The 26,819-nt window shown below is 66.3% G+C and carries 29 protein-coding genes; 17 read left to right on the forward strand and 12 right to left on the reverse strand.

Features of this window, described 5'->3' with window-relative positions; genetic code table 11:
* Nucleotides 1-42: 42 nt before the first annotated feature.
* Both KFB96_RS01675 and KFB96_RS01680 read left to right on the forward strand, forming a co-directional pair.
* Nucleotides 43-432: a cobalamin biosynthesis protein gene (locus KFB96_RS01675; protein WP_300971229.1), complete on the forward strand. Its 390-nt coding sequence runs from the start codon at nt 43-45 to the stop codon at nt 430-432.
* 107 nt (nt 433-539) lie between these two features.
* Nucleotides 540-1,151, forward strand: coding sequence for a hypothetical protein (locus KFB96_RS01680; RefSeq protein ID WP_213458668.1), 612 nt, complete (start codon nt 540-542; stop codon nt 1,149-1,151).
* Here KFB96_RS01680 and KFB96_RS01685 read toward each other — a convergent pair.
* On the reverse strand, nt 1,133-1,894 hold the full coding sequence (locus tag KFB96_RS01685) for a TSUP family transporter (RefSeq protein ID WP_213458669.1): 762 nt from the start codon (nt 1,892-1,894) through the stop codon (nt 1,133-1,135). The genes KFB96_RS01680 and KFB96_RS01685 overlap by 19 nt on opposite strands.
* Before the next feature lie 99 nt (nt 1,895-1,993).
* On the opposite strand from KFB96_RS01685, the gene KFB96_RS01690 reads away from it, so the two are divergent.
* The 9 genes from KFB96_RS01690 to KFB96_RS01725 all read left to right on the forward strand — a co-directional run bounded on the left by KFB96_RS01690 (nt 1,994) and on the right by KFB96_RS01725 (nt 11,301).
* Nucleotides 1,994-2,971 (forward strand): ABC transporter ATP-binding protein, encoded by a 978-nt coding sequence (locus tag KFB96_RS01690; RefSeq protein WP_213458670.1) that lies wholly within the window; start codon nt 1,994-1,996, stop codon nt 2,969-2,971.
* Nucleotides 2,968-3,756: an ABC transporter permease gene (locus KFB96_RS01695; RefSeq protein WP_213458671.1), complete on the forward strand. Its 789-nt coding sequence runs from the start codon at nt 2,968-2,970 to the stop codon at nt 3,754-3,756. Before KFB96_RS01690 ends, KFB96_RS01695 begins: the two co-directional genes overlap by 4 nt.
* Before the next feature lie 169 nt (nt 3,757-3,925).
* Nucleotides 3,926-4,048: a hypothetical protein gene (locus KFB96_RS26250; RefSeq protein ID WP_300971230.1), complete on the forward strand. Its 123-nt coding sequence runs from the start codon at nt 3,926-3,928 to the stop codon at nt 4,046-4,048.
* 28 nt (nt 4,049-4,076) lie between these two features.
* A complete protein-coding gene (gene mrcB / locus KFB96_RS01700) occupies nt 4,077-6,425 on the forward strand; it encodes a penicillin-binding protein 1B (protein ID WP_300971231.1) in 2,349 nt (782 codons plus the stop codon).
* Nucleotides 6,425-7,300, forward strand: coding sequence for a tetratricopeptide repeat protein (locus KFB96_RS01705; protein WP_213501667.1), 876 nt, complete (start codon nt 6,425-6,427; stop codon nt 7,298-7,300). Before mrcB ends, KFB96_RS01705 begins: the two co-directional genes overlap by 1 nt.
* Before the next feature lie 41 nt (nt 7,301-7,341).
* Nucleotides 7,342-9,315, forward strand: coding sequence for an ATP-dependent DNA helicase (locus KFB96_RS01710; RefSeq protein WP_213458673.1), 1,974 nt, complete (start codon nt 7,342-7,344; stop codon nt 9,313-9,315).
* A gap of 201 nt (nt 9,316-9,516) precedes the next feature.
* Nucleotides 9,517-10,236, forward strand: a complete 720-nt coding sequence (locus KFB96_RS01715; RefSeq protein WP_213458674.1) for a VWA domain-containing protein — start codon at nt 9,517-9,519, stop codon at nt 10,234-10,236.
* A 7-nt stretch (nt 10,237-10,243) separates the two neighbouring features.
* On the forward strand, nt 10,244-11,011 hold the full coding sequence (locus KFB96_RS01720) for a DnaJ domain-containing protein (RefSeq protein WP_213458675.1): 768 nt from the start codon (nt 10,244-10,246) through the stop codon (nt 11,009-11,011).
* A gap of 59 nt (nt 11,012-11,070) precedes the next feature.
* A complete protein-coding gene (locus KFB96_RS01725) occupies nt 11,071-11,301 on the forward strand; it encodes a DUF1902 domain-containing protein (RefSeq protein ID WP_213458676.1) in 231 nt (76 codons plus the stop codon).
* 30 nt (nt 11,302-11,331) lie between these two features.
* Here the strand turns inward: KFB96_RS01725 and KFB96_RS01730 are convergent, their stop codons facing one another.
* Nucleotides 11,332-12,552: an acyltransferase gene (locus tag KFB96_RS01730; RefSeq protein ID WP_213501669.1), complete on the reverse strand. Its 1,221-nt coding sequence runs from the start codon at nt 12,550-12,552 to the stop codon at nt 11,332-11,334.
* 102 nt (nt 12,553-12,654) lie between these two features.
* Here KFB96_RS01730 and KFB96_RS01735 point away from each other — a divergent pair, with 102 nt between their 5' ends.
* From KFB96_RS01735 to dnaB, 6 genes are all read left to right on the forward strand, one after another.
* Nucleotides 12,655-13,107: an SRPBCC family protein gene (locus tag KFB96_RS01735; protein ID WP_213458678.1), complete on the forward strand. Its 453-nt coding sequence runs from the start codon at nt 12,655-12,657 to the stop codon at nt 13,105-13,107.
* A 172-nt stretch (nt 13,108-13,279) separates the two neighbouring features.
* Complete coding sequence (gene rpsF, locus KFB96_RS01740; protein ID WP_213458679.1) at nt 13,280-13,693, forward strand: 30S ribosomal protein S6; 414 nt, start codon at nt 13,280-13,282, stop codon at nt 13,691-13,693.
* 15 nt (nt 13,694-13,708) lie between these two features.
* The gene (rpsR, locus tag KFB96_RS01745; RefSeq protein WP_093187021.1) at nt 13,709-13,945 is read left to right on the forward strand and encodes a 30S ribosomal protein S18; all 237 of its coding nucleotides are present in this window, start codon (nt 13,709-13,711) and stop codon (nt 13,943-13,945) included.
* A 9-nt stretch (nt 13,946-13,954) separates the two neighbouring features.
* Nucleotides 13,955-14,890 (forward strand): DUF2232 domain-containing protein, encoded by a 936-nt coding sequence (locus KFB96_RS01750; protein ID WP_213458680.1) that lies wholly within the window; start codon nt 13,955-13,957, stop codon nt 14,888-14,890.
* A 148-nt stretch (nt 14,891-15,038) separates the two neighbouring features.
* Nucleotides 15,039-15,488 (forward strand): 50S ribosomal protein L9, encoded by a 450-nt coding sequence (rplI, locus tag KFB96_RS01755; protein ID WP_213458681.1) that lies wholly within the window; start codon nt 15,039-15,041, stop codon nt 15,486-15,488.
* 148 nt (nt 15,489-15,636) lie between these two features.
* A complete protein-coding gene (gene dnaB, locus KFB96_RS01760) occupies nt 15,637-17,031 on the forward strand; it encodes a replicative DNA helicase (RefSeq protein WP_213458682.1) in 1,395 nt (464 codons plus the stop codon).
* Between the two features lie 277 nt (nt 17,032-17,308).
* Here the strand turns inward: dnaB and KFB96_RS01765 are convergent, their stop codons facing one another.
* The 10 genes from KFB96_RS01765 to KFB96_RS01810 form a co-directional block, all read right to left on the reverse strand.
* Nucleotides 17,309-18,169: a trypsin-like peptidase domain-containing protein gene (locus KFB96_RS01765; protein WP_213458683.1), complete on the reverse strand. Its 861-nt coding sequence runs from the start codon at nt 18,167-18,169 to the stop codon at nt 17,309-17,311.
* A gap of 47 nt (nt 18,170-18,216) precedes the next feature.
* Nucleotides 18,217-19,440, reverse strand: a complete 1,224-nt coding sequence (locus tag KFB96_RS01770; RefSeq protein ID WP_213458684.1) for a D-alanyl-D-alanine carboxypeptidase — start codon at nt 19,438-19,440, stop codon at nt 18,217-18,219.
* A gap of 65 nt (nt 19,441-19,505) precedes the next feature.
* A complete protein-coding gene (gene bioD, locus KFB96_RS01775; protein ID WP_213459798.1) occupies nt 19,506-20,273 on the reverse strand; it encodes a dethiobiotin synthase in 768 nt (255 codons plus the stop codon).
* 277 nt (nt 20,274-20,550) lie between these two features.
* The gene (gene bioC / locus KFB96_RS01780; RefSeq protein WP_213501671.1) at nt 20,551-21,468 is read right to left on the reverse strand and encodes a malonyl-ACP O-methyltransferase BioC; all 918 of its coding nucleotides are present in this window, start codon (nt 21,466-21,468) and stop codon (nt 20,551-20,553) included.
* Nucleotides 21,465-22,277, reverse strand: a complete 813-nt coding sequence (gene bioH / locus KFB96_RS01785; protein WP_213458685.1) for a pimeloyl-ACP methyl ester esterase BioH — start codon at nt 22,275-22,277, stop codon at nt 21,465-21,467. The genes bioC and bioH overlap by 4 nt, the downstream gene beginning before the upstream one ends.
* 174 nt (nt 22,278-22,451) lie before the next feature.
* Nucleotides 22,452-23,615: an 8-amino-7-oxononanoate synthase gene (bioF, locus tag KFB96_RS01790; RefSeq protein ID WP_213458686.1), complete on the reverse strand. Its 1,164-nt coding sequence runs from the start codon at nt 23,613-23,615 to the stop codon at nt 22,452-22,454.
* A 34-nt stretch (nt 23,616-23,649) separates the two neighbouring features.
* Nucleotides 23,650-24,399, reverse strand: a complete 750-nt coding sequence (locus tag KFB96_RS01795) for an SDR family NAD(P)-dependent oxidoreductase (protein ID WP_213458687.1) — start codon at nt 24,397-24,399, stop codon at nt 23,650-23,652.
* Nucleotides 24,400-24,555: 156 nt separating this feature from the next.
* A complete protein-coding gene (locus tag KFB96_RS01800; RefSeq protein WP_213458688.1) occupies nt 24,556-25,404 on the reverse strand; it encodes a squalene/phytoene synthase family protein in 849 nt (282 codons plus the stop codon).
* Nucleotides 25,404-26,123 carry a bifunctional 2-polyprenyl-6-hydroxyphenol methylase/3-demethylubiquinol 3-O-methyltransferase UbiG gene (ubiG, locus tag KFB96_RS01805; protein ID WP_213458689.1) on the reverse strand — a complete coding sequence of 240 codons (720 nt, stop codon included), beginning with the start codon at nt 26,121-26,123 and terminating at the stop codon, nt 25,404-25,406. The genes KFB96_RS01800 and ubiG overlap by 1 nt, the downstream gene beginning before the upstream one ends.
* Nucleotides 26,124-26,219: 96 nt before the next feature.
* Nucleotides 26,220-26,669 (reverse strand): DUF29 domain-containing protein, encoded by a 450-nt coding sequence (locus KFB96_RS01810; protein ID WP_213458690.1) that lies wholly within the window; start codon nt 26,667-26,669, stop codon nt 26,220-26,222.
* Nucleotides 26,670-26,819: the final 150 nt, after the last annotated feature.

Raw genomic sequence — 26,819 nt, forward strand, 5'->3', positions numbered from 1 at the left:
CTGCGGAGTTGCGCCGCGCGGTGCGATCGATCGGGGGTGTTGATGGAAGTCGCGATTGGAATTGGTTGTGACCGCGGCGCGGCGCTCGGAACACTGGAGGCTGCGTTGGCGGAAGCCTTGGCGCGCGTCGGCCCCGTGGATGTGCGCTGGCTGGCGACCATCGACCGCAAAGGCGACGAGCCGGCGATCCTGGCCTTGGCGGCAGCTCGCCGTTGGCCGCTGGTGATCTATCCGGCGACGGCGCTCGCGTGCATCGAGGTGCCCAATCCGTCGGCGCAGGTGCTTCGCCATCTCGGTGTCCCGGCGGTCGCCGAGGCAGCCGCGCTCTTGGCCGCCGGTGCCGAGATCGGCGATCTGCTGCTTGAAAAGTACAAATTTCGCGGCGAGGACGCTAAGCATGTCACCTTGTCGGTCGCCGCATGGCGACGGTGAGGCGCCGGCCGGTCGCTGCCGATGCGTGCGCCGAGCGTGGAATCGCGATCCGGCAGCCGAACGAAGGTTGTTGGGTCTCGCTCCGCGCTTCCCGTTAGAATGCCGCCATGCGACACGATCTCAAGCTTCCCCGGCTCTACAAGACGCTCCTCATGCTGGCGCTCGTCTTCGGCCCTTTTTACTGGCTGGCCTTCACCGAGGACGGTCAGCGGCGCACCGATCTCGCCCTCATGTTCCTGCTCGGCAAGCCCGAGCTGAACGCGGCCTTGGATTCCTTCACCGGCGCTTTGACCGAGGGGCAGATCCGCGAGACCTTCCCCAAGCTCGCGTTTCAATGTGCCGACGGGGCGAATCCCTTCGGCAACCGTCTTTGCGCCGCAGAGATCGGTGCCTTCAACGGGATGCCGGCATCCTCGGTGACCCTGTTTCTGGTCGGCGACGGGCTGCGTGCGGTGAAGGTGGCGTATCGCCGCATCTACCATCCCTTGATGCGCGATTGGATGGAGGGCCGTGTCGGTCGGGCCGATGATCTGTCGACCTCGCAGGAGAACGACGAGACCGGCGACGGTGTCGCGACCTGGACGGTGCCCGACGGCTTGCTGATCATGCGCGACGGCGAGCTTGCGCGCGAGGACGCCCCGGCCTTGTTCTGGCTCTCGGGCGCCGCACTCGCTCGACAGGCCGCCGCACGCGCACCGGATCAGGCCCCGTTGAACTGATCCAGGAAGAATTTGATCGAGATCAGGACCGAGGACACGACCAGGATAGGTCGCACCAGCACGGCCCCGTGCTTGAGCACCAGATGCGACCCCAACCAAGCACCGATGAGCTGGCCGAGGGCCATCGCGGCGGCGACGATCCAGACGACGTGTCCGCCGATCGTGAAGAAGATCAGCGCTGCCAGATTGCTCGTGAAGTTGAGCAGCTTGGTGTATGCGGTGGCGCGGCGCATGTTGTAGCCGAGCAGCGCGACATAACCCATCGCGAAGAAGGTCCCGGTGCCCGGGCCGAAGAAGCCGTCGTAGAAGCCGACACCGACTCCGACCGTGACGGCGAAGGCCGGCGTCGACAGCCGCTGGTGCGAGTCCAGATCCGAGACCCGCGGCGAGAAGAGAAAGTAGAGCGCGAATCCGACCAACAGTATCGGGATCAGACGCTGCAGCGCGGCGCTGTCGATCTGCTGGACCAGGATCGCACCGAGTGCGGCGCCGACGAAGGTGCAGGCGACCGTGAAGGCCGCGCCGCGCGGCTCGATCATGCCCTTGCGCATGAAGTGGAGCGTCGCGCTGCCGCTGCCGAAGACCGCCTGCGCCTTGTTGGTCGCCAGGCTTTCGACCGGGCTCAGACCGGCCCAGAGCAGGGCCGGGATGGTGATGAGTCCGCCGCCGCCGGCGATGGCATCGACAAAGCCCGCGAGCAGCGCGAGGCCGAACAGGATCAAGGCGATCTCGGGGGAATCCACTCGGGTCCGGGTCCTCGCCGTTCAGGTTGAAATCCAAGAACCTGGTTACAATCTGCCCCCCCTCACGTCTCGACATTGCAGACCCTAGCCGACACCACGATGCCCGCACTCGACGTACAGCAGCTGACCAAGACCTACAAAGGCGGTTTCCAGGCCCTGAAGGGGATCGACCTGACCGTCGAGGAGGGGGATTTCTTCGCGCTGCTGGGACCGAACGGGGCAGGCAAGTCGACCTTTATCGGCATCCTCGCCTCGCTGGTGAACAAGACCGGCGGCAGCGTGAGGGTCTTCGGCAAGGATCAGGATCGTACGCCCGAGCTGGTGAAGTCCTTCATCGGTCTCGTGCCGCAGGAGTTCAACTTCAATCTCTTCCTGCCGGTCGAGGAGGTGGTGGTCAATCAGGCCGGCTACTACGGTATCCCACGACGCGAGGCGAAGGTGCGCGCGGAGCGTTATCTCAAGCAGCTCGATCTGTGGGACCGGCGCGACACCGAGATGCGCAAGCTCTCCGGCGGTCTGAAGCGGCGCTTGATGATCGCACGGGCATTGGTGCACGAGCCGCGGCTGCTGATCCTCGACGAGCCGACCGCGGGCGTGGATATCGAGATCCGTCGCTCGATGTGGACCTTCCTGCGCGAGCTCAACGCCGGCGGGACGACCATCATCCTCACGACCCATTATCTCGAAGAGGCGGAGAGTCTCTGCCGCAACATCGCCATCATCAACCATGGCGAGATTGCCGAGCGCACCAGCATCCTTGCCTTGCTGAATCGGCTCCATACCGAGACCTTCGTCTTGAATCTGAAGGGCCGACTCTCCGAGCTGCCCCAGCTCGGCGGTTTCGTGCTCCAGCACCTCGACGACTGTACGCTGGAGGTCGAAATGAGCCGCGAGCATACCATCAACGGTTTATTCGAGGCCCTGTCGCGCAACGGGATCGAGGTGATCAGCCTGCGCAATAAGCAAAATCGCCTCGAGCGGCTCTTTTTGGAGATGGTCGATCGGCGTGTCGGCGCCGGGTGGTCGAGCTCGGATCCGGCGGCCACGCCCGATGCCCCGCGTGAGGTGATTGCGTGAGCAGGACGGGTGTCGGCGGGTATCGTCACTGGATCAGCTTTCAGACGATCTTCGTCAAGGAGATCCTGCGGTTCACCCGGATCTGGGTCCAGACGATCCTGCCGTCGGTCATCACGACCACGCTCTATTTCGTGATCTTCGGGCGTCTGATCGGCGATCGGATCGGCACCATGGGCGGCTTGGATTATCTCGACTTCATCGTGCCGGGACTGGTCCTGATGGGCGTCATCACCAACGCCTATTCCAACGTCGTGTCCTCCTTCTACAGCAGCAAGTTCTCGCGCTACATCGAGGAGCTGCTGGTCTCCCCTGCACCGAACTGGGTGATCCTGGCGGGCTACGTCGCCGGCGGCGTCGCGCGAGGTCTCGTGGTCGGGGTGGCGGTCATGCTGGTTGCCATGGTCTTCACCGAGATCCGGATCCACAGTCTTGCCGTGACCCTCCTGGTGATCACCATGACCGCGGTGCTGTTCGCGCTCGGCGGCTTCATCAACGCCATCTATGCCAACAGCTTCGACGACATCTCGATCGTGCCGACCTTCGTACTGACGCCACTGACCTACCTGGGCGGGGTGTTCTACTCGATCGAGCTGCTGCCGGGCTTTTGGCAGGGCGTGTCGCTCGCCAATCCGGTCCTCTACATGGTCAACGCCTTCCGCTACGGGCTGCAGGGTGTCAGCGACATCCCCGTCGGCATTGCGTTCGGGATCACCGCGGTCTTTATCCTGGTGCTCGGGGCCTTCAGCCTGCACTTACTGCGTCGCGGGATCGGGATCAAGACCTGATCGACGGCGATCCGCAGCGGCCGATGCCGACTGCGCCCGTTGCGGAACGGCTTCGAGACCCGCCCGCGCAGCGTGCCGAGCCCGCCCAGCCGATCCCCTCAGGTTGTATCCTCATGCAGCAAGTGGGACCATAAGCACCTGAAACTTCCAAGAAAGGATCGCCCATCCGATGTATTTCGGCGTTCTCTCCATCCATCCCTTGCCGATGAGCACGGCGCCGCGTCGCGCGGCGGACCTGCGCGATGCCGGCTTGGGTCCCAGCTTGATTCCCGGCTTCGAGCGGGGGTGCTGACGTGGCACGACGTCCAGGTCGCGCCCCCGTGCGTCGACGCCTCGGGATCGGCGGATTTCTGTTCCGCTGGGTCCTGCTGATTCTGGTCGGCATCGGTCTTGCCGGCACCCTCTACGGCATCCATCTCGACCGCGTCGTGCGCGGCAAATTCGAGGGTCAGCGCTGGGCGCTGCCGGCCCGGGTCTTCGCACGTCCGCTGGAGCTGTACGCGGATCGGCCGCTGCTCGGGGACCAGCTTCAGGCCGAGCTGGACCGTCTGAACTATCGGCGGATCGCTGCCCCGGATGTGCCCGGCAGCTATAGTCGCGACGGCGAGCGCTTCCTGATCCGGACACGCTCCTTTCGGTTTTGGGATGGCGAAGAGCCCGCGTACGCCCTGAAGGTCGGCCTTGCCGAGGGACGCGTCGCCGAGATGGATGACGCTACCGGCGGTCCGGCCCCGGCACTCGTGCGTCTGGATCCGATGTTGATCGCCAGCATCTATCCGACCCACAACGAGGACCGCGTCCTGCTGCGCCGCAAGGACATCCCCGATCTGCTGATTCGCACGTTGATCGCGGTGGAAGATCGCAGCTTCTATCGGCATATCGGCGTGGATCCGCGCGGAATCGTGCGCGCCTCCTTCAGCAATCTGCGGGCCGGGGGCGTGGTCGAGGGCGCGAGCACCCTGACCCAGCAGCTGGTCAAGAACTTCTATCTCACCGCGGATCGGACCTTCGAGCGCAAGATCAACGAGGCCCTGATGGCCTTGCTGCTCGAGCGCCGCTACAGCAAGGACGAGATCCTCGAGGCCTACGCCAACGAGATCTATCTGGGCCAAGACGGCAGCCGCGCGATCCACGGTTTCGGTCTGGCGAGCAGCTTCTTCTTCAACAAGCCGCTTGAAGAGCTCGGCATCCCGGAGACGGCGCTTCTGGCCGGCATGGTCCAAGCGCCGTCGAGCTTGGATCCGCGGCGTCGTTCCGAGGCCGCGCTCAAGCGGCGCAACCTGGTGCTGGATCTGATGGCGCGCGACGGCGTCATCAGTCAGGCCGATGCCGAGGCGGCCAAGGGCGCCCCGCTCGGGATTGCCGAGGGCGGCGGTCGGCCGGTCGGGAACTATCCCGACTTTATCTCCCTGGTTCGGCGCCAGCTCCAGCGCGATTACCGCGAGGAGGATCTCCGATCCGATGGCTTGAACATCTTCACGACGCTCGACCCGCTGGTGCAGTCCGAGGTCGAGAAGGCCCTGCCGTCGCGGCTTTCCGAGTTGGAGAAATCGCGCAGGATGAAGGCCGGCACGCTTGAAGCCGCGGCGGTGGTGACCTCGGTTGCTCAGGGCGAGGTGCTGGCGCTCGCCGGCGGTCGCGAGGCCGGCTATGCCGGGTTCAATCGCGCGCTCGACTCGGTGCGCTCCATCGGCTCGCTGGTCAAGCCGGCCATCTATCTGGCCGCCTTGTCCAAACCCGAGCGCTATTCATTGACCACCAATCTGCAGGACACGCCGATCAGTATGCGGGTCGGCGACAAGATCTGGGCACCCAAGAACTATGACCGCCGGGTCAACGGGTCCGTGACCTTGCATCGCGCCCTCAGCAGCTCGCTCAATCTGGCGACGGTGAATCTCGGGCTGAGTCTCGGTCTGACCGAGGTGACGGAGACGCTTTATCGCCTGGGTGCGCAGCGGCGTATCAGCAAGGTGCCGGCGATGTTGCTCGGTGCGGTCTCCTTGTCGCCCTTGGAGGTTGCGCAGGTCTATCAGACGATTGCCGCAGGTGGTTACCGGTCGCCGCTGCGCGCCATTCGCGAAGTCATGGATCCCGACGGGCGCCCGCTCAACCGTTATCCGCTGGCTGTCGAGGCGGTCGTGGATCCGCGTGCCGCCTATCTGACGACTTGGGCGATGCAGCGTGTGGTCACGCACGGCACCGCCCGCTGGCTCGGCGAGAAGCTGCCGAAGGGGATGACGATGGCCGGCAAGACCGGCACCACGGACGAGATGCGCGACAGTTGGTATGCCGGATTCAGCGGCGACAAGGTTGCCGTCGTCTGGGTCGGTCGCGATGATTATCAGCCGATGGGGTTGGCCGGAGGCGCGGGCGCACTGCGTGTTTGGGGCGATTTCATGCTGGCGATTCCCAACGAGCCGCTGTCGGATATCCCGCCGCAGGGTGTGGTTGTGGCCGGCAAGGGCGAAGCGCCCTACATCGCCGGCACGGCGCCGGCCGCACGCGGCGGCGGGGCGGCGAAGAAGCCCGCGCCGACGAGCGGCGACACGCAGAATCTGGCTCAGTCCGGTGCGCCGTCCGCGGCCGAGCCGGAACCTGCGCCCGAACCCAATGCGGCGCCGAAGGCGTCGTCCAGCAAGAATCTTTTTATGAGTGATTTCTACAACTGATGACTAGAGTGCCAATGATCTTGATGGCCGGGTTGGTGTTGACGGCCTGTGCGACAGGGCAGCGCGAGGATGGTCCGGCGCCGGTGCTTCAGGTCACGCCCCGCGAGCCTGTCGTCGCAAAGACCGAACTGGCCGAGACGCCCGTGCCGGAGCAACCGGCAGCGCCGAAGAAGCAGCAGACCAGGGTCTTTGCCTATCGGGACCCGGCGGCCGAGCCCGATCCCGTGCCGGAGCCGGCCGCCGCTGCACCGAGCGTTGCGCAGACGCCGGTTACGCCGACGCCTGCCGCCAAGCCGGCAGCGCCGCCCACTCAGGCGCCCGCTCAGGCGAAGGCAACGCCGCCCGCTCCTGCTGCCGCGAAGCCCCCGACCCCCGCCGCACCGGCGCCGAAGGTCGCGCAGACCCCACCCAAGCCCGAGGCCAAGGCGCCGCCGACCCCGCCCGCGCCCGCTCGCGCCGAGGCGCCCCCGGCGCCCCCGCCGGCCGCGCCGCCGCCGGCTCCACCCGTGCAGGTCGCTGCGGTCCCGCCGGCACCGCCGTTGGCCGCGCCCGGTCTGCCGCCGGCAGCCGACGCCTTGGCCCGTCAAGCCGAGCAGCAGCGCCAGTCGGGTGACTACGCGGGTGCCGCGGCCTCGCTCGAGCGGTCCTTGCGGATCGCCCCGCGCGAGGCCTACCTCTGGAACCGTCTCGCCCGGGTCCGTCTGGAGCAAGGCCAAGCCGCGCAAGCCGGCAATCTCGCCTCCCGCTCGAACGATCTCGCGGGCGACACACCGGACGTCAAGCAGGACAACTGGCGGGTTATCGCCGAATCCAAACGTCGCTCGGGGGATATCGCCGGCGCGACCGAAGCGGAGAAGCGGGCGAGCGGAAACTGAGCGCGCCGACAGCGGCTCGTTCAGGGCGCTACGCCTCCGTCATGGCCGATCTCGGCGACATCTTCGGCCCCGACGGTCGGCTCTCCGAGCGCCTGCCGGGTTTCGCCCACCGGGCGCAACAACAGGCGATGGCCGAGCGGATCGCCGCGCTCATGGAGGAGGGGGGCACACTCATTTGCGAGGCGGGCACCGGCACCGGCAAGACCTTCGCCTACCTGGTGCCGGCCATCCTCTCCGGGCGCAAGGTCCTGATCTCGACCGGAACCCGCAACCTCCAGGACCAACTCTTCCATCGCGATCTGCCGCTCGTGCGTGCGGCGCTCGGCGTCCCGGTGCGGGCCGCCTTGCTGAAGGGACGCGCCAACTACCTCTGTCGTCATCGCTTGAAGCTCGCGATCGACGACATCACGCACCTGGACCCCGAGTCGCGCACCGGACTCAAGCAGGTCCAGGCGTGGGCGAAATCGACGACGCGCGGCGACATCGCCGAGCTGGGGATCCCGGAGGATGCCCGGGTCTGGCCGAGCGTGACCTCGACCAGCGACAACTGTCTCGGACAGGACTGCCCGGACTGGCAGGGCTGCCATCTGGTCGCCGCGCGGCGCGAGGCCCAGGCCGCGGATCTGGTCGTCGTGAATCACCATCTCTTCTGTGCCGACCTGGCGCTCAAGGACGAAGGTTTCGGCGAGATCCTGCCGGGTGCGGACTGCTTCGTGCTCGACGAGGCGCATCAGCTACCCGAGACGGCGAGCAGCTTCTTCGGTGTTCGTGTCAGCGCTCGGCAATTGCTTGATCTGGTTCGCGACAGCGAGCTCGAGTATCGGCGCGAGGCCGGCGACATGCCCGAGCTGCCCAAACGGCTCTCGGCGCTGCGTCGAGTGGTTCAGGATCTACGTCTGGGCCTGGGCGAGATCGACCGCCGTGGGCCTTGGAGCGAGCTCGCCGGCGCGCCCGAGGTGTCGAAGGCGCTGGAAACGCTGGTGCGGCGTCTGGCATCCGTCACCGAGGGTCTGAAGGGGGTCGAGGGTCGCGGCAAGGGTCTGGACGCCTGCTTGGGACGGTCCGAGGATCTCGGCGACGCCCTGCAGCGCTTGACCTCCGTGGAGCCGCCCGAGGCCGTGCGCTGGTTCGAGACCCAGGGTCGCGGGTTTCGGCTGCACGAGACACCGCTCGAGGTGGCCGAGCCCTTCCGTGCCCAAATGGGACGGCCCCAAACCGCCTGGGTGTTTACTTCGGCGACGCTGGCCGTCGGCGAGCGCTTCGATCATTTCGCACACCAGCTCGGGATCGAGGAGGCGCAAACCGAGCGTTGGGACAGCCCATTCGACTATGCGAGCCAGGCGCTCTGGTTCGTCCCGCGTGGTCTGCCGCAGCCGTCCGATCCCGCGTACAACAGTCACATCCTCGAGCTGGCCTGCGAGGTGCTCGGCTACAGTCGCGGGCGGGCCTTTCTTCTCTTTACGAGCTATCGCGCCTTGCGCGAGACGGCCGAGGGCCTGGAAGGCCGCATCCCCTATCCGATCTTGGTCCAGGGCACGGCGCCGCGGGCCGATCTGATCGAGCGTTTCCGTGCACTCGGCAACGCCGTCCTCTTGGGCACCTCCAGCTTTTGGGAAGGCGTCGACGTCCGCGGCGAGGCGCTCTCCTGCGTGCTCATCGACCGTTTGCCCTTCGCTTCCCCGGGCGATCCGGTCCTGGCCGCGCGGATCGATGCCGTGCGTCGGCGCGGCGGCAATCCCTTCAACGACCACCAACTCCCGCAGGCCGTCATCGCACTCAAGCAGGGTGCCGGACGCCTGATCCGCGACGGCGAGGATCGCGGTGTGCTGGTGGTCTGCGACCCGCGTCTGCTGGGCCGCTCCTACGGGCATCGCTTCCTGGAGAGCCTGCCGGCGATGGCTCGGACGCGCTCGATCGACGACGTGAGGGCCTTTTTCGAAACGGCACCGCGGGCCGATGACCCACCGGAGCAGCTCGATACGGCGCAAGCCGCGCCCGTCGAGGCCCCGATCTGATCCCGAGCGCTTGATCGAGACCGACGATGCCGGCATTTCTCACCGATATCCACCGCCGAGCAGCGATGTCATTGATGAAAATCAGGCGGCAGGCGGCAGGCCCCGCCGCGGGAATGCTTGCCCCTCGCGCCGGTCGAACGCTCCGGATCCGCGGCGCTCGAGCCGATGTTGCCGCGGCCATGACGACGGAAACGCTCTGAGATGACCTCGAAACGAACCGATCTCGAATCACCCGCCAGCGCGACCGATGTGAGCGCCTTCCTGCGCCAGGTCGCCGCGACACCGCGTGTCGGCCCGCCCGGCGCACGCGGGCGGCTCATCTTCGCGATGGACGCCACGGCGAGCCGCGAGCCGACCTGGGATCGGGCGGCGCAAATCCAATCCGGAATGTTCATCGAGACGCGCGACTTGGGCGGACTCGAGGTTCAGCTTTGCTACTATCGCGGCTTCCGGGATTTCTCGGCCTCGCCCTGGCTCCAGGATTCGGAGGCCCTGCTCAAACGCATGAACGGGGTCTTCTGCGAGGCCGGTCTGACCCAGATCGGCCGTATTCTGGAGCATGCCCTGGACGAGGCCAAGACAGGGCGTGTCGATGCCCTGGTGTTCGTCGGCGACTGCATGGAGGAGAGTCGCGATCGTCTCGCCGACCTGGCCGGACGGCTCGGGCTGTCGGGCGTGCCGGCGTTCGTCTTTCAGGAAGGTCGCGACCCGGCGACCGAACGCAGTTTCCGCGAGATCGCTCGCCTGAGCGGCGGTGCCTGGTGTCCGTTCGACTCGAGCAGCCCCCGGATGCTGCACGATCTGCTTGCCGCGGTGGCCGTCTATGCCGCGGGCGGCCGGGCGGCGCTGACGCACTACGGCGAGACCCATGGCGGGGCCGTCCTTCAATTGACCCACCAAATGACCAAGAAAGGGACCTGAGGTTTGCATGGCGCGTTTGCTGATCCTGCTCGGAATCCTGGGCGCAGTTCTGTGGTTTCTCTACTGGTTTCGCGCGACCCCGGCGCACCGGGTCAGTCAGGTCCTGCGCAAGGCCGCGTTCTGGGGTGTCATCGGCGTCTTGGTCCTGGCCGCGGCGACCGGACGGCTGAGCCCTATCTTCGCAGCCGTCGGCGCGGCAATCCCGCTGGTCCTGCGCGCGGCCGCCGTCGTGCGGCTTTTCCCGGCCATCCAGCAGATGCTGCGTAGTCTCGGTCTGGGTGGCTTGGCAGGACCCGGCGGCGCCGGCGCCGGCGCCGGCAGCGGCGCTCAGGCCTCGAGCATTCGGACGAAATTCCTCGAGATGACCCTTGATCATGCGACCGGCACGATGGACGGCCACGTCCGCGACGGTCCCTTCAAGGATCGCCGTCTCTCGGAGCTCACGCTCGACGAGCTGATCCGCATCCTTGAGTTTTACCGCGACGCCGATGCCCAGTCGGCCGCGGTGCTCGAGGCTTATCTCGATCGCGAGCGCGAGCCCGACTGGCGTGCAAGCGACGAGGGAAGCGGCCGTACCGGTCGCGCGCCGGCGCACGGCGAGCGCCTGACCAAGACCGACGCCTGGGCAATCCTCGGGTTGGAGCCGGGCGCCGATGTCGATGCCATCCGCACGGCCCATCGGCGGCTCATGCAGCGTCTGCATCCCGATCGCGGCGGGTCGGATTATCTGGCCGCGAAGATCAACGAGGCCAAGCGATTGTTGCTGGGGGACTAGGTCGCGGCTCGGGACGCCTCGCTCCTTTCACGTCATCACTGCACATCGAGAACACCGCCATGCACTACGAAATCTGCGTCGAATGGGATGCCGAGGCCGGCGTCTGGTACATCGAGAACAGCAATGTCCCCGGACTGGTCGGCGAGGCGTCCACCCTGGAAGCCATGATGACGCTGTTGCAGGTCCGGGTTCCGGAAATGTTGGCGGAGAATGGCTGTCCGGCTGACGACACGATCCCGCTGCGGCTGCTCACGACCACCCACCTCGCCCAACTGCGTCGGGTTGCCTGATAGGAATGTCGCAACGTTTGACGGAACACCCTACACCCGCGGTGACCGTCGTCGCTCGGTCAGGATGTACGAAGCAGCTGCGACGAGCAGGGAGATTCCAAATGCGAGTGCGACGCGGCAGGGCGCACCGTCGCACGCGTTCGGGAGCAGCCGGCCCGTCGCGACGAGCCGCAGCACGGGCTCGTGCCACAGAAAGAGGCTGTAGCTGACGATGCCGATCGGTACCAGGACCGCACTTGCGAAGATCCGGCCGATCAACGGGGTCCGAAGCGCGGCGGCGAGGACGAGTAGCGTGCAGCCGACAAGGAAGAGCGGCATTCCCAGAAGTCGCCACCCGACGCCCGTCAAGATCTCGCCGAAGGAGAGGTGGATCAGCGTCGGCGTCGCGAGCACCAGGAAGGCGAGTGCGGCTAGGTCGATGGCGCGCAGCGGTTGCGGGGCCGGTTCGCACGAGCGCAGGCGCGTGTAGAGGTTGGCTGCCGCCATGCCGAGTGCAAAGGCGATCAGCTCGCCCGGCAACTGGCGCTCCAGAAAGAAGCGCATCATCTCGGGCGGGAAGGGGTCGGCGTGTCCCGAGACCGGATCGAAGAAGACCAATCGCGACGGGGAGACGTTCAGGTAAACCCACTCCATCAGCAGGGCCGGCGCGTAGGTCTTCCACGCAAGCGCGATCAGCAGGGCTGCGGGGAGCGCGATCAGGACCCGGTTTCGGACGAACAAGGGGGCCAAGAATGGCAGGAGCAGATAGAATTGCGCCTCGAGACTCAGGCTCCACAGGGCCATGTTGAGCCCGAGCGAGCTGGAGCTTCCGGGGTGCAGAAAGTGCAGTAAGGGGATGTGAAGCCAGAGGTTGGTCAGTCCGATGTCGGTACCCAGAATCGCGTAGCCGCCGCGCAGGATCGGAAGGATGAGTCCGAACAAGAGGGCCAGATGCAGCCAGTAGGTCGGGAGAATCCGCAGGGCTCGGCGCGCGAAGAAGTGTCCGATCGACGGGTAGGCTACGCCGGCCGCGGCGGCAGTCATCCAGTGACGCGTGAGCAGAAAACCGCTCAGGACGAAGAAGAGTTGCACGCCGAGCAGACCCTTCTCGGCCAGTGATTGGCCCCAGCCGGCAGGTGCGTCGGCGGTTACCCCGACCAATAGGGCGTTTGCGTGAAAGGCGAAGACCCAGAGGATCGCAAGACCGCGAATGCCGTCGAGCGCGCGGTTTCGGTCTGTCGAGGGGGGATTCAATCGCGTGGCCTTGATCAATCTCGGTCTTGGGCCGGTTCCGCAAGGCCCCATTCTCTGCGAAGATCCATGTTCGGTCCTGCTTGCCTGGTCAACAGCGCGCGTCGGGGGACGGTATCATCCATGGTCAAAACCCAAGTGCAAACACTCGTGCGTCTTCCGCCCGCGCAGGTCTACAGCTTCGTGGTCGAGGACTTCCTGCGCAACTACCCGCGCTGGTCGCCGGAGGTGCAGAGTCTTCAGGCGGTGACCCAAGGTCCGATCCGGGTCGGTTGGATCGGCCGTCAGACTCGTGTCGACCAAGGGCGCCGCACGGATAGTCGGTTCCGTGTCGTCGCGCTCGAGCCGGGCCGGCGCGTTTCCTTCAAGGGAACGACCGACCCCTACGTCATCGAGTATCGGTTCGACCCCCTCGGCGAGCATACACATCTCACCTTCATCTTCGAGCTCGCACAGCTCAATTTGGCGCTTCGCCCCTTCGAGAAGCTGATTCGCATCGCTGCACAAGATGGTGCCGAGCGCGTGACCCGCAACCTGAAGTGCCTCATCGAATCCGAGCTCGGCGCCGCCGCGTGAGCGCATCCAAGACCCCGGTGCCGGGGCAAGTCTCGGGCCGTCGTCTGCAAACCTTTGACCTAATGGCCGGACTCCGTATAATGCGCGATTCCCCGGACTCCGGGGAACTCCTTGTCTCACCGTTTCGGCCATCTTGCCGCTGCGGGAGGCTGGCAATCCGAAAGGAGCTTCAATGCGACATTACGAAGTAGTCTTCATGGTTCATCCGAGCCAGAGCGAGCAGGTGGCGAGCATGATCGAGCGCTACCAGACGAATCTGCAAAAGCGTGGCGGCGTCGTCCACCGCTTGGAGGATTGGGGGCGTCGCCCGCTGGCGTACCCGATCAACAAGGTGCACAAGGCGCACTACGTCCTCATGAACGTCGAGTGCGATCAAGAGGCCATCGACGAGCTCGAAAGCGCCTTCCGTTTCAACGATTCGGTCCTGCGCAACCTCATCGTTCGCCGCGACGATGCCGTGACGGAGCCCTCGCCGTTGGTGAAGACCGGCGAGGAGCGCGAGCGCTCGGATGCACCCGAGGGCAGCAGCCGCCGGGACGATTCAGGTCGAAGCAGCAGCCCCGACAGCGACTCCCAGAGCGACTAAGACGAGAAGCCAGCCATGGAATCCAACAACTCACGTTTTTTCCGTCGTAAGCGCTACTGCCGCTTTACCGCCGAAGGCATCACCGAGATCGATTACAAGGATCTCAACCTGCTGAAGGCCTACGTCAGCGAGTCCGGCAAGATCGTCCCGAGCCGGATCACCGGGACCTCGGCGAAGTATCAGCGTCAATTGGCCCAAGCGGTCAAGCGCGCCCGTTATTTGGCGCTGCTTCCCTATACCGACGGCCACTGAGCCGGCGACATGAAGGCGATTGCAGCCTTCGTGATGCGCGGCCCGTCGCAGGCGGCGCTGGTCGCCGCCGTCACGGCCTTGTTGTCGATCCTGATTCCGCCGTTGGGTTTGTTCAGCGCCGGCTCGATCGGTTTGGTGGCCCTGCGCAGCGGTCCTGTCTACGGCCTGATCGTCAGCGCGGTGGCGACCCTCGGGATGGGCGCCATCGCCTGGTTGGCGTTGGGCTCGCCCTTGCCTGCGCTCGGCGTGCTGCTGATGCTTTGGGTGCCGATTCTGGCCCTGGCGCTGCTGCTGCGATATAGCCGCTCTTTGGCGTTGACGCTTCAAGTGGCAGGGGCTTTGGGCATTCTGCTGATGCTCTCGGCCTACGCCCTGATGGGCGACCCGAGCGCAACCTGGCTGACGATCCTCGAGCCGTTCCGGGACGCGCTGGTGAAGGACGGCGTGCTGGACGACGCGGCGAGTGCGGCCGTGTTCGCCGAGCTCGCGGGTTGGATGACCGGTGCATTCGCTGCGGCCCTGGTCGCGCAGTTGCTGTTCGGGCTCTTTATTGCGCGCTGGTGGCAGGCGCTGCTCTATAACCCCGGCGGGTTCGGCGAGGAATTTCGAGAGCTTCGGTTGGGCCGTGCATTCGGGGTCCTCGTGCTGCTGCTCTTGGCGCTTCTTCCCTTCGGCGACGGCGCGAGCCTCACGGCAAACCTGTTGTTGGTGCCGGGTGTCCTGCTCCTGTTTCAGGGTCTCGCGGTGGCCCATCAGGTGCGTGCGCTCAAGCAGGCACGTCAGGCGTGGTTGGTCGGACTCTATGTCCTGGTGGTGTTTTTCATGCCGCAGGTCCTGCTCCTGATCGCCTGCATCGGTTTGGTGGATATCTGGGCCGATATCCGGTCCCGAGTCGCTCCATCGGCGCGGCCGCCGGGTCCCGGCCCGAGCGGACCGGCGACCTGACCCGCGCGGATTGACCGAAACCCTTTGGCCGATCGATCTCGACGGAATGGATCAGGTTGCGGCGCATGCGCCGCCCGTTCCGGATGATCACCCGAGGATCAAGGGTGCATAACCCTGATCTCGACGAACTTTTGAGAGGAATACACACGTGGAAGTCATCCTGCTGAAGAATGTCGGTCGCCTCGGTGCGCTCGGCGACAAGGTCAGTGTCCGATCGGGCTATGGCCGGAATTATTTGATCCCGTCCGGGTTTGCCGTGTCGGCGACCGACGCCAACCTCGAAGCCTTCGAGGCTCGGCGTGCCGAGCTCGAGCAGGTCGCAGAGGAACAATTGGCCGAGGCCCGTGCCCGCCGCGATCGTCTCGAAGGGATGAGCGTCACGATCGCGCGCCGTGCCGGCGAGCAGGGACGGCTGTTCGGCTCGGTCGGCACCGGCGACATCGCCGAGGCGGTGACCGCTGCCGGCTTCGCGCTGACCAAGCAGGAGATCAAGCTTTCGGGTGGGCCTTTCCGCGCTGCCGGCGAGTATGAGGTGACCCTGCACCTGCACCCCGAGGTCGATGCCGTCATCAAGGTCGACGTCGTTCCCGAGGACTGAGACGCCCGTATCCTCATGGTCCGGCGGCATCTGTCCGCCGGATTCAAGGCGAGCCTCGCTCGGACCTGCCGGGCACGTCACGCGACTCGACTCGAAGGTCCGGCGAGACTCCCGCCCTTGCGCGAGTCATTCGGGCCGGGGGTAATCTATGTTCGACTCGGATTCCCAAGGCCCTCCGGGCGCGGACTTCGACGAGCTCCGCGTCCCGCCGCACAACATCCATGCCGAGCAATCCCTGCTCGGCGGTCTCATGCTGGACAACAGCACCTGGGACCGCATCGCCGACATGGTCACCGAGCGTGACATCTATCGACGCGAGCACCGCCTGATCTTCCGGGCGATCGCCAAGCTCGCCGCCACAGATCAGCCCTTCGACGTCGTCACCCTTGCCGAGACCCTCGAGCGCACCGAGCAGCTCGAGGGTGCGGGCGGCTTGCCCTACCTCGGAACCATCATCAACGAGACGCCGAGCGCGGCCAACATCAAGGCCTACGCCAAGATCGTCCGCCAGACCTCGGTGCTGCGCCAGATGATCGCTGCCGGCACCGACATCGCCGACAGCGGCTACAACCCCATGGGGCGGGATGCCTCCGAGCTGCTCGATGCGGCCGAGCGACGCGTCTTCGAGATCGCCGAGCAAGAGGCGCGCGGCGGGGGCGGGTTTCAACCCATCAAGACCTTGCTCGGGCGCGCAGTCGAGCGCATCGACGCACTCTATCAGCGCGACGAGCCCATCACGGGTCTGGCGACCGGCTTCACCGACTTCGACATGATGACCTCGGGGCTGCAGCCCGCGGATCTCATCATCGTGGCGGGACGGCCGTCCATGGGCAAGACCTCGTTCGCCATGAACATGGCCGAGCATGTGGCCATCCAATCCAAGCGCCCGGTGGCGGTCTTCAGCATGGAGATGCCCGGCGACTCGCTGGCGATGCGGATGATGTCCTCGCTCGGGCGCATCGATCAGCACCGCGTCCGCACCGGACGGCTCGAAGACGACGAATGGCCGCGCCTGACCTCGGCGGTCAACATCCTGGCCGGCGCATCCCTGTTCATCGACGACACGCCGGCTCTCTCGCCGACCGAGGTCCGGGCGCGTGCGCGACGTCTCAAACGCGATCAAGACGACCTGGGTCTGATCGTTCTGGACTACATCCAGCTCATGCAGGCCCCCGGTGTCGGCGAGAATCGGGCGACCGAGATCTCTGCGATTTCGCGCTCGCTCAAGGCACTCGCCAAGGAGCTCAACGTCCCGGTCATCGCACTTTCGCAGCTCAATCGCAGTCTCGAGCAACGGCCGAACAAGCGGCCCGTGATGTCGGATCTGCGTGAATCGGGCGCTATCGAGCAGGATGCAGACCTCATCGTCTTCATCTATCGCGATGAGGTCTATCACGAGGACACGAAGGACAAGGGTGTCGCCGAGATCATCATCGCCAAGCAGCGCAACGGACCCATCGGAACCACCCGCCTGACCTTTCTCGGCAAATACACCAAGTTCGAGAACTATATCGGCAATTATTACGGCGAGGGCGGAGACTGAGCCCTCGGGGACGATTCCCAAACAACCGAGAGACGTAGGATGGGTAGAGCGAGAGCGAAACCCATCCAGCCCGCGCAAGGGCATCGGACTGAAACCTTATCCCGCAGCGACGCGTTGGCCTTGCGTAAAACGGTCGGTAGGGTGGACGAGCGAGAGCGAAGTCCACCGCGCCCCGCGCCGGCGTTGGTGGACTGCGCCTCTCCACCCTGCCGCTCCGATCAGCAACGTGGCTGGGTTTAGGGACAAGGCCGACGCGTTGAATCGCACTGCCGCAGGGTCATCGCCCGCGCATCACCTTGTCCAAGGCGACGCGGGCGCGATTGCTCGGCACCGCGAACCCGATCCCCACATTGCCCCCGCTCGGGCCGATGAGTGCGGTGTTGATGCCGACGACCTCGCCGGCGAGGTTGATCAAGGGGCCTCCCGAGTTGCCTGGATTGATGGAGGCGTCGGTTTGGATCAGCTCGCCGAGCCGGTTTCCGGCGATCCCGCTGCGCCCGACGGCGCTCACGATGCCGGAGGTGACGGTCTGGCCCAATCCGAACGGATTGCCGATGGCGATGACGAAGTCGCCGACCTCCAGTCGATTGGAGTCGCCGAGCTTGAGCGCGCGCACGTCGACCGGCGGAATCTCCAGGATGGCGACGTCCGAGGCGGCGTCCGAACCCAGTCGCCGCGCGCGAAAGGTGCGCCTGTCCTTGAGCGTGATCTGGATCTCGGTCGCGTTGCGCAGCAGATGATCGTTCGTCATCACATAGCCGCGCGCGGCATCGACGATGATCCCGGAGCCCACGCTCTGGCGTTGCTCGATCTCTCCCTCCTCGGGCGCGGGTAGACCGAAGCGATCGAGGAAACGGCGGAATTCCGGATCACGCAGGAAGGGATGGTCCTCCATCGGCACCTCGGACTTCACCGAGATGTTCACCACCGCCGGGGTCACCCGGCGCATCAGGGGTGCCAGCGACGGGAAACCCGCGGTGCCGAGGGTCGGGGCGCCTGCGATCGCGGCCGGCAGGCCCGCTTCGCGTTCGGCGGTCGGCGCGATCGCGCAACCGGTCGCGAGCAGTGCGACAAGCGCCGAGGCCGCGATCGAACCCGTTCGGCGCCGGGGCGCAGTCGCAGCGGTCGAACAATTCACGGTGAGCTCCCGATGGTCGGTGCGAAGAGGCGGGCGAGGTCGAACGCTCAGCGTGCCAAGCTGCTGGCGACACGTTGTCTGATGGCGCCGTCGACCGGCTCGTTGATCAACAGGGCGAAGGGTTCCCAGCTCGCGCCGCGGCGGACATAGCCGGCATAGGTGCTGACGCCGCGCAAGGTGCCGGTCTTGGCACGCACGGAGGGGTTACCGTTCTGCCGGGGCATCAGATCCCGATAGGGCTCGAAGGTGTCGAGCAGCTCCACGAGTTGGCGGGCGCTGAGCCGATTGGCGCGCGAGAGACCGGCGCCGTCGTCGATCGTGAAATCGCGCCAGGCAAAGCGCTTGCGCGAGAAGTCGGTCATAGCGCGTTTCGCGCCGGTCATGTTGACCTGCCCCGTGCCTTTCGGATCGGCCAGTCGCAGGAAGAGCGCATTGGCGATGAAGTTGTTGGAGTACTCGAGCATCGGCGAGACCATCTCGGCGAGGGTGCGGCTGTTGGCGTGGCGGTAGATGCGCTTGGCGTCGCGCGGCATGGGCGCGATGCGTTGCTGCTCGCCGACCTGGATGCCGGCGCCTTCGAGCTTGGCGGCGAGGAGCTCGCCGAAATAGTGCAGCGCCTTATCGCGCTCTCGCAGATTCACGCGTTGTTTTCCGGCGGCCCCGGCCATGCCGAAGCGCCGCGCCGAGTCGGTCAGCGGGGTCTGCGGCTCGGCGCTCTTGATGCTGTCGCCGGTGCGAATCAGGTTCACGGTGTTGAAGTTGGCCGCCAAGGCGGTGACGGGCGCGTCGTAGGGGTTGTCGGTCGAGGAGCGCCCGGCGATCTCGACATCCGGGCTGAAGAAGCTGTCGTCGAGTCCGATGCCGGTGATCCGGCGCGGACCCTTGGCCGCGAGCACGCTCACGACCTTGTCGAGCTCTTCCGAGACCAGATAGGGGTCGGCAGAGCCCTTGACCCAGAGCCAGCCGGCGTCGTCCATGTAGAAGTCGGTCTCGAAGCGATGGTTGCGTCCCCAGGTCTCGAGCGCGGCGAATGCGGTCAGCACCTTCATGGTCGAGGCCGGGATGCGCGGTGTCTCGGCGCGGGTCGCGATCAGGTCACGGCCGTTCTCCTGAAGCAGCAGGCTCGCCTGCGGAAGGGCCCGGACTTGGGCCACCGGATCCGCCAGTGCCGTCGGCGCGGCGAGGATGGCGGCGAGCAGGATCGTGACCAGGGCAAGGGTCTTCGAGTTGGGGCGACTGCGGCTTTGGGACGGCATCAAAAGGGCGATCATTCCGGATCCAATGTGGTGAGAAGCACGCGAGGTGCCGAGCCCCAAGAATAGCCGACTACGCCGGTCTATGCGCGTCGCTTTGCCGTCCGCGCCCCGGTCTCTGACCGCGATTCGGTCCGAGTCTGCGTCGTGGCGAGCTTGGCGGTATGTCGCGGCTGCAGATCGATCAGCTCGGGATGGAGGTATTCGGCCAGCTCGCTCGGGATCGGCTCTTCGATCCAGGGCAGGACGCCGAGACAGGGCGCGTCGATCAGGGCCGTAAGGGTGGCGAGGTTGGCGTCGCGAGACAGCATCGTCGGGTCGACCTGATTGCCGACCCAGCCGACCAGGACGCCCCCTGTGCCCTGAATGCTCTCGACCGTCAGCAGCGCGTGGTTGATGCAGCCGAGCCTCAAACCGACCACCAGGATGACCGGCAGCCCCAGCGCCTTGGGGATGTCGCTGAGGAAAAGCTGCGGCCCCAAGGGCACGCGCCAGCCGCCGACGCCCTCGACGAGGACCTGATCGGCCTCGCCCGTGAGTGCTCGATACGCCTGCTCGATGGTCGGCAGGCCGATCTCGACCCCGGCTTGGCCGGCAGCGATGTGCGGCGCGATGGCGGGCTCGAAGGCATAGGGGTTGATCAGGCCATAGGGTGCCTCGAAGCTACCCTGAGCGCTCAAGCGCACGGCATCGTCGTTGCGCAACCCGTCGGGGCCGCGCGCGCAACCGGAGGCGACCGGTTTCATCCCGAGCACGTTTTGCCCCGTCGCCTGCAGCGCGGCCATCAGCCCGAGACTGATCTCGGTCTTGCCGCAGCCGGTATCCGTTCCTGTCACGAAGAGCCCGTGCATGGCGATGCGATCCTCCATTAAACCGCGCCCAGCGCGGTATGCGATGTTTTTGGATGGGATCGGCCCCGGCGGATTTCAGAACCGCTGGAGCCGGCGCGGTTTAAAGTATTAAAAAATATAAAATTTTAAACCGCGTCCCCCGCTAAGGGTCGTGGATTCACCAAACTTCGAACTCACTCGAAAGTGAGCATCTCGCTCTGGACGCGGTTTAGGTACCCACCAAGCGTCGAGCTCGCTCGAAAGTCAGCATCTCGCTCTGGACGCGGTTTAGGTGGGGTCAGCCACCGGTCTTGACGGCGCGATCCGCGGGCGAGGTCGCGCGGCGGCGATGTCCGATGGCGCTTAAGGGGACGGCGATGCCTCCCTGCGCGGGTTTTTGCTCCGGCACCCAGGCATGGCCGTAGACGACCTCGTAGCTGGCCGGGAGTCGACCGTCGCTGCGGTGAATCTCGTAGGCCGCGTCCAAGGCCGCGATCCGGGCACGCCCCGTGAGACCGCGCGGGCGTGCGGCGGTTGCGTTGCCCGCGCCCAGGATCTTGAGGTCCTGCATCAGCTCGCGGACGGCGGGGTAGGTCAGGGTCATCCGCTCGGTGTCCATCACCGGGTCGGCAAAGCGGGCGCGCACCAAGGCATCGCCGACGTCGTGCATGTCGAGAAAGGGGCTCACGTGCGAGGCGCCGTCGACCCGCGCCCAGGCTTGCCGCAGCTCCTTCAAGGTATCGGGTCCGAAGGTGCTGAACATCAGGAGTCCGCCCGGACGCAGAACGCGCAGACACTCGGCGAAGGTGCGATCGAGATCGTTGCACCACTGAAAGGTGGCGTTCGAGACGATGAGATCGACCGCGCCGTCGGCAAGCGGAAGCGATTCGGCATCCGCACAAACGCACAGCGGCCGCCGGAGCCAGCCACCGCGCCGGCGCGCCTGCAACAGCATGCCGTGCGCGAAGTCCAGTGCGATGACCCGCGCCTTGCGATAACGCCGATGCAGCGCATCGACGGCATAGCCGGTGCCCGCCCCGAGATCGAGTACGCGCTCGGGTTCGAGACGCACGTAATCGAGGCGTTCCAGCAGCCGGTCGGCGATCTCGCGCTGGAGCACGGCGACGCTGTCGTAGCGCTCCGCGGCCTGCTCGAAATTGCGCCGGGCCCGACCTTTGTCGATGCGAAGGTCGATGGGTGGGTCGATCGGATTCATGGCGTGGGCCGATCCTCGCTCGGACCTGCCACGGGATCTTCGGTCCGGGTCAGGAAGGTCCGAACGATCTCGCGGGTGCGATGCGGATGCGAGAGGTGCGGCGCGTGGGCGGCACCCTGGACGACGGCAGTGAGTGCACCCGGCATCAGGATCTCGACACGCTCGGCGACGGCCGGGGGTACGAGTACGTCATGGCTGCCGAAGATCCAAAGCGTCGGACAGCGGATGTCCGGGAGCCGGCCGCGCATGTCTTCGTCGCGCAGGATGTCCAGGCCGATCGAGAGCGCATCCGGGTCCGGCTGGGGCCGCTCGGCGATGCGTCGGCGCAGGCCCCGCAGGGTCGCGCGCGCGTCGTCGCTGCCGCGCAACTGGAGTGCGAGGAAGCGCGCGAGTGTCTCGTCGGGATCGGCGAGCAAACCGGCATGGAACTGGTCGAGCGTCTCGGGCAGCATCGCCGGCATCCAGTCCGCCGCGCGCACGAAACGGGGCGTGCCGGTCATCAGGATCAACCCTTCGACGCGCTTGGGTGAGCGTACCGCCGCCGCCAGGGCGACCAATGCGCCGAGCGACCAGCCGAGCCAGATCGCGCGCTCCGGCGCGGCCTCCAGACAGGCGTCGGCCCAGGACCAGAGGTCGCCGAGTCGCGGCGAGAAGGGGCGGTCGCCGTGGCCGGGCAGGTCGATGGGGCAGGGGACGATGCCGGGCGGGAGATCGTCGGCGAGAGGTTCCCAGACGGCGCTGTTCATCCCCCAGCCATGGAGCAGAACCAGGTGGCGGTCGGTGTCTTTTGCGTCCTTTGTGTCGTGCATTCGGTGTCGGGTCGTCAGTGGTTAACACGCGGGTTGGATGGGGCCCGCGTGGTTCGGCGTTAGATCTTAACGCAATGCATCGACGGGGGCCGCAACCCGACGTCGGCATGCCAACGAGAGGCTGAATGTCGGATGACGCTGCGCTGATCCGATCGACGGCTTCCGGCCTCCGGTTTAGTCGCTCGGCGCCACGGGTTGTAGGGCTGCGAGTGCGTCGAGCAGGCGGTCCACCATCGTCTCGGTATGCGCGGCCGACAGACAGACCCGCAGACGTGCGCTGCCCTCCGGTACTGTGGGCGGGCGGATGGCGCCGACGAGGATCCCGCGGGTCTCCAGCTCCCCGGCCCACGCCAACGCCTGATGACTGCTCCCGGCGATCAGCGGCTGGATGGGCGTCGGCGATTCGGACAACGGCAGATCGAGCTGGTTCGCACCGGCCCGGAGTCGGGCGATCAGGGCCTGCAGGTGCTCGCGTCGCCAGTCCTCGCGACGGGCGAGGGCGAGGCTCGTGCGTGCCGCCTCCGCAAGGGCCGGGGGTGTTGCGGTGGTGTAGATGTAGCTTCGCGCACGCTGGATCAGGGTCTCGATCAGGTCATCCGAGCCGGCCACGAAGGCGCCGAAGGTGCCGAACGCCTTGCCCAGGGTACCCATCAGGATCGGCACCTGCTCGGCGCCGAGACCGAAATGATCGAGCGTGCCGCGCCCCTCGCGCCCCAGCACCCCGAGACCGTGGGCATCATCGACCAGGAGCCGGGCGCCCGCGCGGCGTGCGATCAGGGCGAGCGCGGGCAAGGGGGCGAGGTCGCCGTCCATGCTGAAGACGCCGTCGGTGGCGATCATCCGCGTGTCTCGGTCGCCGATCAGACGGTCGAGCTCGGCCGCATCGGCGTGCGGATAACGTCGCAGCGTCGCGCGCGAGAGGAGCGCGCCGTCGAGCAGCGAGGCGTGATTGAGCCGGTCCTGCCAGAGTGTGTCGCCCCGGCCGGTCAGGGCCGACATGATCCCCAGGTTCGCCATGTAGCCGGTCGAGAAGAGGAGCGCACGGGGCCGTCCGCTGAAGTCGGCCAGCTCCTCTTCCAAGGCATGATGGGCGGCGCTGTGTCCGTTGACCAGATGGGCGGCGCCGCTGCCGACGCCCCAACGCTCCGCCCCGTGTCGCAACGCCGCGATGACCTCGGGGTGATTGGCGAGCCCCAGGTAGTCGTTGCTGCAGAAGCTCAGCATGGGGCGGCCGTCCACGATGGCCTCCGGCTGCTGCGGGCGGTCCTGCACGCGGCGGCGCCGATAGAGCCCCGCGGTTCGCAGGCGATCGAGCGCCTGATCGAGGTCGGGGGTCATGGCCTACGCATCGGCTGCGTTCCGGCTCGGGCGATCAAGCCGGGTCTTGCGCCTGAAGCGCTGCGCCGTTGGTTCCCCGTCCCGCCGGCCCGAGCAGGCGGACGTAGACGCCGGCGATCGTCTCGGGCAAGGGGTTGTTCAGAGCGTTCTCGCCCGGATAAAGACGGGCGCGCAAGGCGGTCCGCACGACGCCGGGGTCGATGCTGTTGACCCGGATCTTGCCGTTTTCGCGCATTTCGGCAGCCAAAACCTGCATAAGCCCCTCGATGCCGAACTTGGCCGCAGCGTAGGCGCCCCAGTAGGCCAGCCCCTGACGACCGACGCGGTCGGAGGTAAAGATCACCGAGGCGTCTTCGGAGGCCCGCAGCAAGGGCATGCAGACCTGCGTCAGGAGAAAGGGCGTGGTGAGATTGATGCGGATCACGCGCTCCCATTCGCTCGCGTCGTAGTCGTCGATGCGGCTGAGAAAAGGCGCGTAGGAGGCGCAATGGGCCACTCCGTCGAGCCGACCGAAGGCATCGCCGAGGACGTTGGCGGCGGCGAGGAAGGCGTCCTCGGTCGCGGTCTCCGGGTTCAGCGGCAGGATCGCCGGCTCGGGCCCGCCGTCGGCCTCGATCGCGTCGTAGACGCCGGTCAGGTCCGACTCGTTGGATTGCGACAGGACGACGCTCGCCCCGGCAGCGGCGCAGGCGAGCGCGACGGCGCGTCCGATCCCCTCGGCGGCGCCTGTCACCAAGATGACGCGCCCGTCCAGTCGGTCGGCGTCGGATTGTCCTTGGTCCATTGCTTGAAATGCCTCTTGCTCGGTTGTCGTGTTTCGAAATGATCGCCGCGATCGCGCTCGGCGGCATTGAGTATTAAACCGCGCCCGGTGCGGTATGCGCTGTTTTTGGATGGGATCGGCCCCGGCAGACTTGATCACCGCTGGATCCGGCGCGGTTTAAACGAGTGATTCGCGTCGACTTTCGCGCCAGGCGTTCCACAGCTTGCGGATCGGGGTCAGGGCGATCCGCTGGTCGGCGACGTCGAACTCGCTGTCCGCGATCTCGGCGAGGAGGCGATCCGCGAGGCGGACGCGGATCCGGATCACGGTGGGCAACCCGGGAAGGTCATGGCTCAGGCCGGTGCGATGGCGATTCAGATCCTCGGCGAGATCGGCGAGCAGCGAGGCCAAGTGCTTACGGATCTCGGTCGGCCGCTGATCGGCATGACTCACGCCGTGACGCTCCAGTCGATCCTCGGGCAGGAAGCCGCACCTGTCTTGCCGCAGCAGACGACCGCTGTCCCGGACGAGCTCGACTAAGCCGCAATAGCTGCCTGCACCTCGGGCAGCGGCGATGCCGGTCGGTGAGGAATCGCCGTGCGCGCGGGCGATCAGCTCGAAGAGCGCCCCGAGATCCAGGTCGGCCAAGGCCGCGAGTGCGGCGACGTCCTGCACGCGCCGATCGGCCAGGATCGCTTCCGTCCCCAGGACGATGTCGACAAAGGGTTGTCGCGGCAGCTCGGCACGCGCGATCAACCGACCGAGCGGCACACCCAGCGGATGCCGACCCGTGCCCATGACGATGTGCTCGAGCTCGTCGTTCCACCAGCCGAGCTTGCGTTCCGCCACACCCCGGTCCGAAACATCATCGAGGACCGATCGCACCAGATGACGCCAACCGAGCAGCGCGGCCAGATCGTCGCGCAGCCCGGGCGATGTAAAGCGCACGCTGTAGTATGCGGACGAGCCGGGCGGGGTTGCGGGATTCGGAAAGGCCCACTCGATTACCGCCTGCGAGGCCGACATCAATCGGAATCGCGCACGCAGGTCACAAGATAATTGACGTCGAGAGTGTCGGGGGCGAGCCGATAGGTTTTGGTCAGCGGGTTGTAGGTCATGCCCGTCATGTCGGTGGTGCGCAGATCGGTCGGGCGGATCCAGGCATGCAGCTCGGAGGGGCGGATGAAGCGGGCGTAGTCGTGCGTACCTTTAGGCAGGAGACCCATGACATATTCGGCGCCGAGGATGGCGAAGAGATAGGATTTGGGATTGCGGTTGAGGGTCGAGAAGACCACCGTCCCGCCCGGGCGCACCAGACGCGCGCAGGCATCGACGATCGAGGCCGGGCTCGGCACGTGCTCGAGCATCTCCATGCAGGTGACCAGATCGAAGCTGTTCGGCTGCTCCGCCGCGAGCACCTCGACCGGCACGAGCCGGTAGCTGACCTCCACGCCGCTCTCGAGGGTGTGAAGCTCGGCCACACGCAGCGGCATGGCGCCCATGTCGATCCCGGTCACCTCGGCACCGCGCAGCGCCATGGCCTCGGAAAGGATGCCGCCGCCGCAGCCGACGTCCAGAACCCGCTTGCCGGCCAGCCCGCCCGCCGCGCGCTCGATATAGTCCAAGCGCAGCGGATTGATCTCGTGCAGCGCCTTGAACTCGCTGTGCGGATCCCACCAGCGCGAGGCCAGCTCCTCGAACTTGCTGATCTCGGCGTGATCGACGTTGTGGATGGTTTCGGTCATCGTCTGCGGCCCCGGCGGTGTGCTGTCGACATGTCAATGATGGCCATGTCGGTCTGATCGGGCCGCAATTCTACACCGCGAAGCCCCTGCGTCGGATCAACGTCGGCCGCTCTCGGGCAAAAAACCGGGTGCGAGCATCTCGTCGAGCCTGTAGGGGCAGGTGTCGGGGAAAGCCATCTCGGGCAGACCCGATTCACGGGAGGCGTCACGGACAGCTTTGGGGTAGATCATCGCTAGCGCTGCGCCCAAGGATGGGCGCAAGCTCGGGCTGTCGAGCAGCAGAGCCTCGATTTCGTCGCGCTGGTGATCGATGGTCGCGAGCCAACTCTTGCTTTGCAGCTCCGGCTGGAACTGCCACTTGAGCAGATGCATGGTCAGCACCTGCAAGCGACTCCTCAGCTGCCTCAGGTCGCGCTTTCCCATGCTTTCAAGCTCCTCGGCAATGTTTTCCGCGTCGACCTCCGAGACGCGTCCCGCGCGCAGCAGCGCGACATTGCGTGCGATCCAGGCGCAAAAATCCTGGTCATAATCGGCTTCGGGCGTCATCGAGTATCCTCACGTGGGTCAGGCTGTCGAAATCTCGCATGCCGGGCATCGTTCGGTCCAGTCTGACCGGCGTTCGGAATGCCCGCCCGGGCCGGTCGGATTTGCCGCCGCCGCTTCCTCAATCTATAGTCCTGTCATCTCGACCGGTAC

Origin of the sequence: Thiocapsa sp. (assembly GCF_018399035.1) — a bacterium.
Taxonomy (GTDB): domain Bacteria; phylum Pseudomonadota; class Gammaproteobacteria; order Chromatiales; family Chromatiaceae; genus Thiocapsa.